Raw genomic sequence first — 14,504 nt, forward strand, 5'->3', positions numbered from 1 at the left:
TAATATTTAGACTTGTTAGTGAAAAGGCTTTCATTAAGGATTATAGCAAGTTATAATTAGTTTGTCTATTGATTAAACAAAGTTTCTGTAAGCTTTTAAATGAGTTTTTTTGGCACGTGAGGTATGCTTTTATAAATCATTGAAATTTAGGATAGAGGCGGTTGTTAATGAATACTGTAAGCAATTATATCTATACGGCATTGGAATGGATCACCCGTTTCGCTTATTTGAATTTACTATGGGTTGTCTTTACCCTATTAGGGGGAGTCTTGTTCGGATTTTATCCTGCCACTACTTCCATGTTTGCCATTTGCCGTGAATGGCTGAAAGGCAATGCGGATCTTCCGCTTTTCAACTCTTTCTGGGAATTCTATAAGAAAGAGTTTCTGAAAAGCAATCTTCTTGGCGTCTTTATCAATGTACTGCTTTTGCTTATTGCGTTGGATATCTTCTACATCCAAACAAGCCCGAATGAACAATTGGATTGGACGTATGTTCCGCTTTTTGCATTCATCCTGCTATTCACTTTTTTTCTGTTTTATCTGTTCCCGTCCTTTGTGCACTTTGATGTCAAGGTGCCCCAAGTCATCAAAAATGCTTTTCTTCTTATGCTCGTCAATCCAGTAGCCACTGCAGTCATTGTTCTATGCTTTGTTCCATTATTCTTTATCATGAGATTGTTTCCAGCCCTGGCCTTTCTGTTCGGCGGAAGCTTATACGCTTTTCTGACCATGTGGATGGCGATGTATGCCTTCGGAAAAACCCATAAAAAAGCTTCACACCAAAGGGGATCTCTTCCTTAAAGTGTGAAGCTTTTTCATTTATCCTTTTACTGCACTCGAGGAAATTCCCTCAACCACTTTATTGCTGAAGAAGATGAAGGCCACAATGATCGGCAGGACGCTGATGACCAACGTCGCTCCAATTGCACCCCAATCGGTCATGTACTGTCCGATGAAGTTTTGGATTCCCACTGTCAACGTCTTGTACTTTTCTGAACTGATGAACGTATTGACAAATACAAACTCATTCCAGTTATAAATCATGTTAATGACCACAGTTGTCGCCAAAATCGGTGACGTCATCGGTAAGATGATTTGGAAAAACATCCGGTGAATGGAGCAACCGTCGATTATGGCAGCTTCTTCTATTTCGTGAGGCAAAGTGTAGTAGAAGCCCAACAGGATCATTAAGGTGATGGGCAAATTATATGCCGTATACGTAATGACAATCGATATCGGATTGTCGATCAAATCCACACTCAAGAACATGCTGTAAAGCGGAATCAGGGCTGAATGAATCGGAATCATCAAGCCAACCATGAAAAGGCCGAGCACGAGTCCGCTCAATTTCCACTTTAACCGCGTAATTGCAAAAGCCGCCATGCTGGCAAAAAGGACCGTCAAAATGATGGCAAGCACAGTAATCCAAACACTGTTGAAGAAATAGGTTCCAATGCCGCCGTTCCAGACTTTCTCGTAATTTTCCCATCTGAATTCTGATGGCAGAGCAAATGGAGAACCCGCAAAAATTTCATTATTGTCTTTTAATGAGAATAGGAACAGCCAAATCAATGGCAGGATTTGAAACAATCCAACGATGATCAAAGCCAGGTAAAGAAAGAAATAACCAATGCGGCGCATTTTCATGCCTCCTTTAGTATTCGAGCTTGTCTTTGGTTTCGGTCAGTTTGCGGATGATCAGTGTAACGATCAACGTAATGATCAATAACAGGAAGCCGATGGCACTGCCGTATCCAAAGTTATAATTGGAGAAAGCGAGTTTGTACATATAAGATGCCATAACTTCACTGGCTCCGTTCGGTCCGCCTGCAGTCATTACATAAATCAAGTCGAAGTATTTCAGTGATCCCACAATGGCCAACACAATTGTCACACTGACCACTTCTTTGATCAGCGGCAGCTTAATGCGTGTCGCAATCTGGAAAGCAGAAGCCCCATCGATTCGGGCAGCCTCTATCAACGATTCGGGAATATTCTTTAATGCCGCATAATAGATCAAGATATAAAAGCCGGCATATTGCCATAGGATTGGAACGAATATGGCAAACAATACAATAGAAGGATTCGCTAACCACAATGGCGGATTCTCCACCCCGATGCTCATCAGGAAGACGTTTAGAATACCATTGGAAGGATTGTAGATTTTTACCCATAGTTGTGCAATGGCAACCGAAGACAACAGCATGGGAATCAAATAGATTTTGCGCAGCAAATCTGCTCCTTTAATTTTGGAAGCCAATATAAAGGAGACCGTCAAATAAATGACCAAACTTAACGTAGAAAAGATTGCCAGTAAAAACGAATGGAAGGCACTGTTCCAGAAAAGCTTGTCTTGAATTCCTTGGATGTAATTCTCTAACCCGATAAAGGTTTTTTCTCCTATGCCATCCCAATCCATCAAGCCATAATACCCTGATAAACCCAAGGGGATGAAAACGAGGATCAGAAGCAGGAGAAGAGCCGGTGCAATATAGAAAGCGATATAGAATTTATTGGACATTACTTTGTTCATACCATTCAACCCCACATCTTAGAAAATAGAAGGGGACATTCCACAAGTTAGGATATGTCCCCTCTTTTTAATTAGATTTTTTTAAGAAGCTTTATTACTCTTTCGACAGAGCTTCTTCATGATTTTTAGCGAACTCTTCCGGCGTTATTTCATTGCCGAAAAGGGCTTGAATTGAATCCAGGTGCACTTGAGCAACATCCGGGCTCATCTGAACATCTGCGAACAATGTAATGTTCGTTGCGCCATTCAATTCATCAAGGATATCTACATACATTTCTGGAAGATCTAAAGATCCAGCATCCACTTTAGTAGCAGGAATAACGCCTGCTTTGGTTACTGCTTCTTCTCCCCAGGCTTTAACAAAGTATGAAGCGAAATCTTTTGCTTCTTCTTTTACTTCTGATTCCTCAGCGACAAATAATCCAACTCCAGGTCCACCGACAAAGCTGCTTGTATCGCCTTCTCCATCAACAGTCGGGAAGTTCAGATAGCCGATTGAATCTCTGAATTCCTGTGGCACACTTTCATTGGTTGTGAAGTTAGGAAGATCCCAAGTGGCGATCAAATACATCGGTGTTTGCCCACTCATGAACATGGATTTAGCTTCTTCATCTGCAAGGCCGTTAAAGCCATTGACGAAAGCATCCATATCAACTAATTCCTGTGTTTTTGCAGCTGCTTCAACCAATGCAGGATCTTCAAAAGATCCGGAACGGTCAATTGCTTTATTCAAAACATCAGCGCCGCCAATTCGGTCAGCCAGGTACATATACCACATCGAGCCTGTCCATGAATCACGGTTCCCTAGAGCAATCGGCTGGATTCCAGCATCGTTGAACTCTTTCACTGCCGTCTCAAGTTCTTCGTAGGTTTCAGGAGGCGTAATGCCTTGTTCTTCGAACATTGCTTTATTGTAATACAGCGACACAATGTTTAATTCCAATGGCAATCCGTAAGTTGCGCCATCCATTGCATAAGCTTCTGTGGTTCCTGGTACAAAAGCGTCACTCAAGTCTTCTTCGATTACATCATCCAGTGGCGCAAACATATTCCCGCCAACGTAAGGCTCCAAGAATCCGGCAGCCCAAGTCAAGCCGACATCTGGAAGATCTCCGGACGTAGAGAGAACTCTTAGTTTATCTTTATATTGTTCGTTGCTTAATACTTCAAGATCCACTGAAACCCCTTCATTTTCAGCTTCGTATTCAGCAATAATTTCGTTTACTACATCAAAATGTTTTTTTGAACTGCCTTCAGGCCATAAATGCATGAATTTTATCTCTTTTTCAGCCGATCCCGATGATCCCCCTGCTTCTTCAGAATCTGAACAACCAGCCAATAACATTGATAAAGCTAAAGCAGACGATAGAAGTGTAAGCGTTTTCTTCTTCCCCATATTTCTCTCCCCCTTGCAAATTTTGTTATTACAACAATTTTCAGATTGTTGTATGCGGTTTCATTGTAGCAAAATTATTTTTGTTAGTCTAGTGGCTAAACAAAGTTTTATTTTCATGATAAACTACAGGCGAGAGTAAGCTTTTTCACATTAATTAAAGAAATCACGTTACAATGTTAGTAGAAATAGTTAAAACTTATAATTCCATTCCCGTGTTCAATTGTTGATTTTTATTGTGCCGCTCTGAAGAAGTAGCCGTCAACGCGATTGGGGAATATCGTCATGTTAAAAAAATTGCGCAGAAGGAGTTGATGGCCATGAATCCTAGAGTAAATAAAACCTGGAATCATCATGTAGTCAAAGAAGGCAACAAATCCCTTGTACTGAAAAAAATTATCAACCACTCACCTATTTCCAGAGCAGCAGTGGCCCAGGAAGTCGGGTTGAATAAAGGGACAGTGTCTTCCTTAGTAAATGATCTTCTGGAAGACCATTTGATTTGTGAATCCGGTCCAGGCAAATCCAGTGGCGGAAGGCGTCCTGTCATGCTGCTTTTCAATGAAAAAGCTGGCTACTCTATCGGGATTGATATCGGAGTCAATTACCTGCTGGGCGTTTTGACAGATTTGAGCGGCACGATTTGCCATGAAAAAGAAGTCACTTTTAAAAATCTTTCATATGAAGAAATTGAAAACCAACTTTTCAATACGATCGATTACTTGATGGCTTCCGCTCCTGAGAGCCCTCACGGAATTGTCGGAATTGGTGTCGGGGTGCCGGGAATCGTCGATAATCATGGCGAAATTCTGCTTGCTCCAAACCTTAAGTGGAAGAACCTGAATTTGAAGCTGATCCTGGAAAACAAGTATCAACTGCCGGTCATTATCGAAAATGAAGCAAATGCCGGCGCTTACGGGGAAAAGAAATACGGTGCAGGAAAAGATTCCGAGCATATCATTTATGTCAGTGCGGGAATCGGCATAGGTGTCGGGCTTATATTGAACGGATCATTGTATAAAGGTTCGAAAGGTTTTTCAGGCGAACTTGGGCATATGACGATTCAAGTAAATGGCCCTACCTGCCGCTGCGGAAATAAAGGATGCTGGGAATTGTATGCTTCTGAACAGGCGTTGTTGACAGCTGCAGAAAAAATGCAGTTGACTCTTCCAACAAAGAAAGAATTAGAGCTGAGTGACCTATTGAGCCTTGCCGAACAAGGCGATCCAAAAGTAATTGCTTTGTTCGAACAAGCAGGAGATTTTCTTGGAGTCGGCATCAATAATATCATCAACAGCTTTAACCCCCAGCAAGTGATTATCGGCAACCGAATGGCTTCTTCTTACAAATGGCTCAATAAGACATTGACTGAGCGAGTGTCCAATCAGGCTCTGTGGTTCCAACAGAATGATTTGACTATCTGTTTTTCTGAATTGAGTACGTTTTCCAGCGCATTAGGGGCCTCCGCGTTTTCTATCGAGAACTTCCTCAGTGTCAGTATTCAGCAGAAAATTAGCATGAACGTTTAAGAATGCACACTCGAGTTGTTGGTTATGGGGCTGTCCCAAAAGGTCATGAAAAATGACTTTTGGTGACAGCCCTTTTGTCGTTCCCGAAAGACCCGGCAGATGTCCATTGCGGCGGACGCGTTCCGCGGGCACGGCTTCTGCCGCTTCCATTCCCATCAGCCAGCTGTTCTCAGAAAACGTATTCCCCCATCAAATAACAGCGGGAGAAAAAGGCTTTCTTTCTCTCCGGCTGTTTTATTTTTAAAGACTTATAGGGCAGCGCCTTTTATCTTTTTAAGTCAACTTTTCAAATACTTAGTTTACTCAATAGACTAAGTAAGGTATGATCGGATATAAGTTAAATTTAAAAGTTTGTAAGCACTTACATATTTGAATGGAGGATGAAGAAGAATGAGCGTAATCCAAAATCCGATTTTGACCGGTTTCAACCCTGATCCATCAATTTGCCGTGTGGGGGAAGATTATTACATTGCTGTCTCTACATTCGAGTGGTTTCCTGGAGTCGGCATCTATCACTCAAAAGACTTAAAGAACTGGCGTTTGATTTCCCGTCCACTAAATCGCCTAAGCCAATTGAACATGTCCGGAAATCCAAACTCAGGAGGCGTTTGGGCACCTGCTTTATCCTATAGCGACGGCCAGTTTTGGCTAATCTATACGGATGTGAAGGTGACTGAAGGGCAATGGAAAGACTGCCATAATTACTTGGTGACCTGTGAAACCATCGATGGCGAATGGTCTGAGCCTTCTTATCTGAACAGTTCTGGATTCGATCCTTCCCTTTTCCACGATGAATCCGGAAAAAAATATTTCGTCAATATGTACTGGGACCATCGCGTTGGACACCATGCTTTTTACGGCATTGTCCTGCAGGAATTCGATCCTGCAACGCGCAAGCTCGTCGGCGATTCCAAAATCATCTTTAAAGGCACGGATATCAAGCTGACCGAAGCGCCTCACCTTTATAAGATCGGTGACTATTATTATTTGCTGACTGCAGAAGGCGGAACAAAATACGATCATCAGGCAACCATTGCCCGCTCGCGTCAAATCGACGGCCCTTATGAGGTACATCCGGAAAATCCATTGATTACTTCTTGGCCATATCCAAGAAATCCTCTTCAAAAAGCCGGGCACGCCTCCATGGTCCAAACACATACAGATGAATGGTTTCTCGTCCACTTAACTGGACGGCCCTTACCGCAGGACGGCCAGGCTTTATTGGATCCGCGAGGCTTTTGTCCGCTTGGCAGAGAAACGGCCATCCAGCGTCTGGAATGGAAAAATGATTGGCCCTACGTTGTCGGCGGCAACCAACCCGCTGCTCAAATTGAAGGCCCGGCTATCGAAGAAGTCCCATGGCCTGCAGACTTTCCTGAAAAGGACGACTTCGATTCTGCAGAATTGAACAGCCATTTTCAAACCTTGCGCATTCCGCTTGGTGAAGAAATCGTCTCTTTAACGGACAACCCTGGACACCTTCGCCTGTACGGGCGTGAATCACTGACCTCCAAATTCACGCAGTCCTTTGTAGCAAGACGCTGGCAGCATTTTAATTTCATTGCTGAAACAAAAGTCGCTTTCCAACCAACCACTTTCCAGCAAGGTGCTGGGCTTGTGAACTATTACAATACGGAAAACTGGACAGCATTGCAGATTTCCTGGCACGAAGAAAAAGGGCGGATCCTGGATCTTACGGTATGTGATAATTTTTCATTCGCGCAGCCGCTGCAAGGTGAGGAAATCAGCATCCCTGAACATGTCGAATCAGTCTACATGCGTGTAGAAACAAAAACCAAAACCTATACGTACTCCTATTCTTTTGATGGCGAGAACTGGACGACATTGCCGATCAAATTCGAGTCCGCCAAGCTGTCCGATGATTATATTCAAGGCGGAGGATTTTTCACCGGCGCATTTGTCGGCATGCAATGCCAGGATCTATCCGGTCAGCAACTACCGGCCGATTTCGATTATTTCATTTATAAAGAAACAAACGAATAACCCTATAAAAGGCAGCTCCGGACTCATACGTCCAGGGCTGCCTTTTTGTATCATCCGATATTCTCTTCCGCTACTCTTGCCTGTTTCTTGTTTCGAGCTGCAACTGTTTTAACAAACGGTACAATCAATACGGATAAGAACAAAATGCGAAACAGCTGAAACGCCGTCACGATGGTTACATCTGCATGGACCGATGCCGCAATGAGCCCCATCTGGTCAAGGCCGCCTGGTACCACACTTAAGAAGCTGGTTGAAAAACTGAGGCCGTAAAGGTCCTGCAAAAGAAAACTGAGGCCATAAGCAAAAGCGATCAGTACAGCGCTTGAGAAAAACGAATAGAAAATCATGCGCTTCGTCAATTTCAAGTCCTCTTTTTTCAACAAAAGCCCAATATAAATGCCGATAAACAGTTGCGCGATATGGAGCAACGAGCTTGGCATGATTGGCACCGCTATACCTGCCAGATTGAAAAGCATAATCAGAAAAACAGGACCCAACAAAAAAGCTGTCGGTACTTTGACTTTCTGCGCCAAGATTCCTGCGCCGTAACACAGTATAAGCAACCCAAGCAACGCCAGGGAATAATTGCCTTGCCCCGCCTCTTCCAGATGCGCAGGTTCACCACTTGTGACAATGAATGGCACGATGGCGACAATCATCAGGACACGAAGAACATGGTAAAACGTGACGGCCGTCAAATCGATAGTTTTCTGTTCTTCGGCAAAAGTGATGATCTGCGATAAACCACCCGGAACACAGCAGGTCATGGCTGTCGCTTGATCCACTTTTGTCCGCGAAGCCATCAAGGCACTGATGAAAAGAAACAGCAGAAAAAAAGCGATATTGATCACTACCATTGCTCCAAAATAGTCTTTCATTCCCTGTAATGCTTCCAGGGTGAAAGCAAAGCCGATTACGTATCCCGCTACTACCAATCCGCCGTTGCGGAAACGGGAATGCCATTCCAGTTTCACCGGCGTCAATAATTGCATCAGCAAAACGGCAAACAAAGGGCCCAATAGCCAGGGCATCGGGGCTCCTGCCACCACAAACACCCCGGCACCGGCCAAACCGATTATGAACGCTTTTGCCATTGGGGAAATCATCATCTTGTCATCTTCTTTCTGAAACTTAGCTAATTTCTTTATTATAGCTTTTTCAGACACCAATTAAAATGGCTATGCTTTTGTCAGCTAAAAAGATCCTCCTATACAAATTGCCTCTTCCGCCTCACCACTGGTTGCCGAGCGTGCTCTTTCCACTTTTTGCTAGAGCTTATCACCCATCTCATGTAAAATGAGGCAAAGCTCAACTCTTCATTACTCATTTTCAGCTTGCCCTTTTCATCGCCTGCGCATTCTCCAAAACCACTTTAAAGGAGCTTGAATCCCAGTGAATAAAAAATTATTGAAAAGCCGCATTGATGCTGCCAATAAACAACAAAAAGCTGATTTGGTTATTCGCAATGCTTCCATCGTTAACGTATTCACAAAAAGCCTTACTACGGGTAACGTTGCCATCAGTGGAAATACCATTGTTGGCATCGGAGATTATGAAGGCTTTCAGGAAATCGATGCGGCCGGCAAATTCATTGCCCCTGGTTTGATTGATGCGCATGTCCACATCGAATCTTCGATGGTGACACCGCAGGAATTCTCCAAAATCGTTTTGCCTCACGGCGTTACGACCGTCATTACCGATCCACACGAAATCGCCAATGTCAGCGGAACTGCGGGATTGGATTTCATGCTGAAGGATGCGGAATCGACGCTTCTCGACATCAAATTGATGCTGCCTTCCTGCGTCCCTTCCACTTCCTTTGAAAATGCAGGCGCCAAACTTTCCGCCGAAGACCTGAAGCCTTTCCTGAAACGCAGCAGCGTCTTGGGATTGGCTGAAGTGATGGACTTTCCCGCCGTTCTTCGCGGAGATGATGCGATGCTGGATAAGTTGATGCTAAGCCGACAAATCGATGGGCATGCTGCGGGACTCAGCGAAAATGACATCAATGTTTATGGAACTGCAGGGATTCTGACAGATCATGAATGTGTCACAAAAGAGGAAATGATCATGCGCCTGGAACGAGGCATGCATGTTATGCTCCGGGAAGGTTCTGTCGCTAAAAATCTTCACGCTTTACTTGAAGGCGTAACCGAAAAAAATGCCCACCGCTGCCTGTTTTGCACAGATGACAAACATTTGGATGATTTGATTGAAGAAGGCAGTGTCGACCACAATGTCCGGGTTGCCATCAAACAGGGAATCGATCCAGTCACTGCCATCTCAATGGCCAGCATTAATGCCGCGCAGTGTTTTGGACTGCGTGGGAAAGGCGCCATTGCTCCCGGTTACGAGGCCGATTTTCTGTTGCTCAACAACCTGGAAGAGTTGGCGATTGCGGAAGTCTATAAAGGCGGACAATTAGTAGCGCAAAACGGACAGTATGTGGGACCGGCACAAGAGAAGACTGACGCATCAGCAGTACAGGATACTGTACGTATACCAGAGCTGTCCATTGACAGCTTCCAAATTCCAATGGGCAGCAGCTCCAAGGCTCATGTCATCGGCATCAATCCCAACAATCTGATTACCGAACATTTAATAATTGAAACGCCTGTAATAGACGGCTATTTTGTTTCAAACACGGAAAAGGATCTATTGAAAATTGCCGTGATTGAACGCCATAAAGCGACCGGCAATATCGGTCTTGGCATTGTCCGTGGGCTTGGCCTTAAAAACGGTGCCATTGCAACTACGGTTGCACACGATTCGCATAATATCATTGCCGTCGGAACAACTGACCAGGACATCAAAATTGCAGCTGAAGCCCTGCAAAACTTAAAAGGCGGATTGGTGATTGTGCAGGATGGAAAAGTATTGGCGAACCTGCCTCTTGCCATTGCAGGCTTGATGTCTGACCAGCCTGTTGAAATCGTGTATGCACAGCTCAAATCGCTCGATGACAGCCTCTTGAAGATTGGCACAAGTACAGAATTTAATGCCTTTTTAACCTTGTCGTTCTTGTCATTGCCGGTCATTCCCCATTTGAAACTGACGGATTGCGGCTTGTTCGATGTCACCAGCTTCCGGCATATCCCAGTTGCTGTGGCCGACGAATGAAGTGATTGGCATTTTATGAAGTGAAAAAACCCCGCGTTGTCCTCAAGGACAGCGCGGGGTTTTACTCAATTTCCAGTTACTAGAGGACAGGATGGATCGCTCGCCCATTCATTCATCGATCCGTCGTAGACGGCAACGTTTTTCTGCCCAAGCTTATTCAGCAGCAAAGCATTCCAAGTTGCCGCAATCCCGCCGCCGCAATACGTGATGACTTTTTTATCCGGATCCAAAGCACCAACTTTTTCGAAAGGCTCCCGCAAGATCGAATCCTCATACACTTTTTTCGTTTGCTGGTCGCCATGAATACCGAAGAATACATTGACGCTGCTTGGAATATGCCCTTTTCTAGGATAGGTATCTGTTTCGCCTCTGAAGTCTTCAGGAGACAAACTGTTGATCAAGATGACATTGTCATCATCCATCGCTTGCTGTACATCTTCTTTTGTCGCAATCAATTCCGGACGGCGCTGTCCGGTAAAAACTGCAGGCGAATAATTCCCGGGAACAGCTGTCAACGGACGGCCTTCCTCTTTCCATTTCGGCAATCCGCCATCCAGAATCGCAATATTGTCATAACCTTCATACTGCATCTGCCACGCCAGTCTAGACGCCCAGTAAGCGGCCACTACCGGATTTTCCACCAATGCTCCCTGGTCGTAGATGACTGTATATGTCCCGTCCCCTATCCCAAGTTCAGTCATCTTTTTGACAAAATGATCATGTGGAGGTGCCATAAATGGCAGTGATGATTCAGGATCTGACAGTTCATTCAACAAGTCAGCATACACCGCTCCTGGAATGTGTCCTTCATCATAAGAAGCTCTTCCTGACTCAACTGATGGCGGTCCGCCATTTTCAGGAATGTCCATGAACGTCGTTGCATCCACAATACGCAGTTTCGGATCATCCAATCGTTGTTCCAACCAATCTGTACTGACGATTAACGGTATTCTTTCCATTTAGCATTCTCCTCACTTTTAAACCGACCAATCCAATACGATTAACAAAAATGCGTTATACTAGTACAATAAAGTTTGGGTTTAACTTCGTCAACTGAAAAACTTCAGCGCGTACATTCCTTCCTATTCAACAATAGATCCAATGAAAACGCTGTTGATTCCATCATTTTAGAAAGGTTGTTTTCTCTATGAAACCATACAATAATATCATTGAACTGATCGGCGATACGCCGGTTGTAAAATTAAACCGCATTGTGCCCCAAGGTGCGGCTGATGTATACGTAAAACTCGAAATGTTCAATCCATCAAAAAGCGTCAAAGACCGTGCTGCCTTCAACATGATTGAAATGGCTGAAAAAGAAGGCTTGATTGAAGAAGGAGCTACCATCATCGAACCGACCAGCGGCAATACAGGCATCGGCTTGGCAATGGTCGCTGCTGCAAAAGGCTACCGCTCTATTCTGGTCTTGCCGGATAATGCCACAAAAGAACGCATCAATCTATTGAAGGCATTTGGTTCTGAGGTGGTGTTGACCCCTAGCGATGCCAAAATGCCTGGAGCAATCAGCAAAGCACTGGAGCTGCAAAAAGAGATTCCAAACAGCTTTATCCCGCAGCAATTCGAAAATAAAGCCAATCCTGATATCCACCGCACAACAACAGCGATGGAAATCCTCGAGCAGATGGATGGCAAACTGGATGCGTTTGTGGCATCCGCTGGAACTGGCGGCACCATCACAGGCACTGGAGAAACCTTGAAAGAGCATCTTCCGGAGCTGTATATTGCGGTTGTAGAACCAAAAGGATCGCCTGTATTGTCAGGCGGAAAACCCGGCAAGCACCTGCTAGTGGGTACGAGCCCCGGTTTCATTCCTGATATTTTAAACACGGACGTATACGACGAGATTATGGCCATCAACGATGAAGATGCCATTGATATCTTTAAAAGAGTGGCTCGTGAAGAAGGAATTTTCGTTGGCCCTTCTGCCGGTGCTACCATCTACGCTGCCATTGAATTGGCCAAACGCCTCGGCACAGGCAAAAAAGTATTGTGTATCGCTCCTGATACAGGCGAACGGTATTTGAGCATGAATCTGTTCGGCGAATAAAAACACAGACTCTTTTCTTATTTAAACAGGCAGACCTGCAAGTTGGGTCTGCCTGTTTTTTTTTGCTCTCAATTTTGGCATGAATCTACGTTATCGAAGAAATGGATGCAACTACTTATCCTTATCCCTATCGCTATATTATTTGAAAAAGTAAAGAAACTGTTTTTTCAGCGTTTTCATCTTGACAATTCCTATCATTCTACTATACTTTAATAATATTATCCGATAGGAAAGGTAGGTTTTATTACCGGTGATCTATTTTGTTTATTGAAGCCAAGCAAATCAATAAAGTTTATTACGATAAAAACAATAAACCGAATACGGTTTTGAAAGATATCGACTTATCGATCCAAAAAGGAGAATTTGTCTCTATCCTCGGACCTTCCGGCTGTGGCAAGTCCACTTTGTTGTCGATGATTGCCGGGCTTGTCAGCTCGACTTCCGGCGATATTATCGTGGATGGCAAAAAAGTCGTCAAGCCAGGAAAAGACCGGGGCATGGTATTTCAGCAAGCCGCCCTTTTCCCATGGATGAATGTAACTGAAAACGTCATGTTTCCTTTGCGCAAGGAAATGTCCAAAAAAGAAGGCTTGGAACGCGCACAGCATTTCTTAAAAATGGTACAGCTCAGCAATTACCCTTCCCACTATCCACACGAGCTTTCCGGAGGGATGCAGCAGCGGGTATCCATTGCCCGTTCGTTAGCCATGGACCCAGCTGTCCTGTTGATGGACGAACCTTTTGGCGCTTTGGATGAACAAACAAGAAGCCGCCTTCATGGTCAGCTCGAAGAAATTTGGATTGATACGAAAAAGACCATCGTCTTTGTCACCCATAGCATTTCCGAATCGATCAAACTGTCGGACCGCATCATCGTCATGGGCACACGGCCCGGCACCATCCTGACTGACATTCGGGTTGATATTCCCCGCCCCCGCGAACAGCATCGGCAGGAAATCGCTGCTTTGGAAGAACAGATTATGGGTCTTTTGAAAACAGAAATCGATAAAGTCATAGATGAGGAGCAAGCATATGAAGCCGGCAGTTAAACGAATCATTTTCTTCGCCGCGCTCATTGTCTTCTGGGAACTGGGTTCCCGCTTTGAACTGTGGCATGAAACCATCCTTCCTTCCCCCGTCAGCGTTTACGATTCGCTGGTAGCCGGATTTGCCGATATGACATTGGTCTACGACCTGATTGCGAGTTTCCGCAGATTGTTGATCGGCTTGGCTGCAGCTGTCATTATCGGAACCGGTATCGGTATCCTGCTGGCACGCTCGAAAACAGCAGATGAAACACTTGGAACATTGGTGCTTGCTCTGCAAAGTGTACCAAGTATCGTTTGGCTGCCTCTGGCAATGATGTGGTTCGGCCTTGGCGAAGGTTCCATCATTTTCGTCGTCATCTTGGGCGGAACGTTCGTGATGATTCTGAATGTCCGAACCGGCATCAAGAACGTCGATCCCCTTTTCATCAAAGCCGCACGGACAATGGGGTCGAACGGACTGGATCTTTTTATTAAAGTGATCATTCCCGCTTCCGTTCCTTATTTCGTGACAGGCGCACGCCTTGCCTGGGCTTTCGCCTGGCGGGCATTGATGGCCGGAGAACTTCTCAGTTCCGGTCCCGGACTCGGATATACGCTCCGCTATGCATCCGATTTCGGCAATATGTCACTGGTCATCGGCGTGATGATCATCATTGGTGTCGTCGGCGCGATTGTCGATCTGATGATATTCCAGCGAATCGAGAAAAACGTCCTCAAGCGTTGGGGATTGGAAACATAAACTTATTTAACAGATGTTCACCAGGAAAAGCACTTTCAGCCATTGACCTTACGAATATTCGCCACGA

General features: G+C 44.7%; 12 protein-coding genes. 7 read left to right on the forward strand and 5 right to left on the reverse strand.

Features of this window, described 5'->3' with window-relative positions:
* Positions 1 to 167: 167 nt before the first annotated feature.
* Positions 168 to 803, forward strand: coding sequence for a YesL family protein (locus tag QMA01_RS13665; RefSeq protein WP_191716121.1), 636 nt, complete (start codon positions 168 to 170; stop codon positions 801 to 803).
* A gap of 18 nt (positions 804 to 821) precedes the next feature.
* Here the strand turns inward: QMA01_RS13665 and QMA01_RS13670 are convergent, their stop codons facing one another.
* The 3 genes from QMA01_RS13670 to QMA01_RS13680 form a co-directional block, all read right to left on the reverse strand.
* Positions 822 to 1,643, reverse strand: a complete 822-nt coding sequence (locus QMA01_RS13670; protein ID WP_191716122.1) for a carbohydrate ABC transporter permease — start codon at positions 1,641 to 1,643, stop codon at positions 822 to 824.
* A gap of 13 nt (positions 1,644 to 1,656) precedes the next feature.
* Positions 1,657 to 2,535, reverse strand: a complete 879-nt coding sequence (locus QMA01_RS13675) for a carbohydrate ABC transporter permease (RefSeq protein ID WP_191716123.1) — start codon at positions 2,533 to 2,535, stop codon at positions 1,657 to 1,659.
* Between the two features lie 94 nt (positions 2,536 to 2,629).
* Positions 2,630 to 3,931 (reverse strand): extracellular solute-binding protein, encoded by a 1,302-nt coding sequence (locus tag QMA01_RS13680; protein WP_191716124.1) that lies wholly within the window; start codon positions 3,929 to 3,931, stop codon positions 2,630 to 2,632.
* A 317-nt stretch (positions 3,932 to 4,248) separates the two neighbouring features.
* Here QMA01_RS13680 and QMA01_RS13685 point away from each other — a divergent pair, with 317 nt between their 5' ends.
* Positions 4,249 to 5,457 (forward strand): ROK family protein, encoded by a 1,209-nt coding sequence (locus tag QMA01_RS13685; protein WP_203340805.1) that lies wholly within the window; start codon positions 4,249 to 4,251, stop codon positions 5,455 to 5,457.
* Between the two features lie 390 nt (positions 5,458 to 5,847).
* Entirely contained in the window at positions 5,848 to 7,461 is a 1,614-nt protein-coding gene (locus tag QMA01_RS13690) for a glycoside hydrolase family 43 protein (protein WP_191716126.1), read from the forward strand.
* Positions 7,462 to 7,511: 50 nt separating this feature from the next.
* Here the strand turns inward: QMA01_RS13690 and QMA01_RS13695 are convergent, their stop codons facing one another.
* Positions 7,512 to 8,570 (reverse strand): AbrB family transcriptional regulator, encoded by a 1,059-nt coding sequence (locus QMA01_RS13695; RefSeq protein ID WP_290215216.1) that lies wholly within the window; start codon positions 8,568 to 8,570, stop codon positions 7,512 to 7,514.
* A 283-nt stretch (positions 8,571 to 8,853) separates the two neighbouring features.
* On the opposite strand from QMA01_RS13695, the gene ade reads away from it, so the two are divergent.
* Positions 8,854 to 10,581: an adenine deaminase gene (ade, locus tag QMA01_RS13700; RefSeq protein WP_290215217.1), complete on the forward strand. Its 1,728-nt coding sequence runs from the start codon at positions 8,854 to 8,856 to the stop codon at positions 10,579 to 10,581.
* A 65-nt stretch (positions 10,582 to 10,646) separates the two neighbouring features.
* On the opposite strand, the gene QMA01_RS13705 is transcribed toward ade, so the two are convergent.
* The gene (locus QMA01_RS13705; RefSeq protein WP_191716128.1) at positions 10,647 to 11,540 is read right to left on the reverse strand and encodes a sulfurtransferase; all 894 of its coding nucleotides are present in this window, start codon (positions 11,538 to 11,540) and stop codon (positions 10,647 to 10,649) included.
* 188 nt (positions 11,541 to 11,728) lie between these two features.
* Here QMA01_RS13705 and cysK point away from each other — a divergent pair, with 188 nt between their 5' ends.
* The 3 genes from cysK (at position 11,729) to QMA01_RS13720 (ending at position 14,437) form a co-directional block, all read left to right on the forward strand.
* Entirely contained in the window at positions 11,729 to 12,649 is a 921-nt protein-coding gene (gene cysK, locus QMA01_RS13710) for a cysteine synthase A (RefSeq protein WP_191716129.1), read from the forward strand.
* Positions 12,650 to 12,909: 260 nt separating this feature from the next.
* Positions 12,910 to 13,698 (forward strand): ABC transporter ATP-binding protein, encoded by a 789-nt coding sequence (locus QMA01_RS13715; protein WP_191716130.1) that lies wholly within the window; start codon positions 12,910 to 12,912, stop codon positions 13,696 to 13,698.
* Positions 13,682 to 14,437: an ABC transporter permease gene (locus QMA01_RS13720; RefSeq protein ID WP_290185724.1), complete on the forward strand. Its 756-nt coding sequence runs from the start codon at positions 13,682 to 13,684 to the stop codon at positions 14,435 to 14,437. Before QMA01_RS13715 ends, QMA01_RS13720 begins: the two co-directional genes overlap by 17 nt.
* Positions 14,438 to 14,504 lie beyond the last annotated feature (67 nt).

The organism is Planococcus notacanthi, from assembly GCF_030407825.1.
In the GTDB taxonomy this organism is placed as follows: Bacteria; Bacillota; Bacilli; order Bacillales_A; family Planococcaceae; genus Planococcus; species Planococcus notacanthi.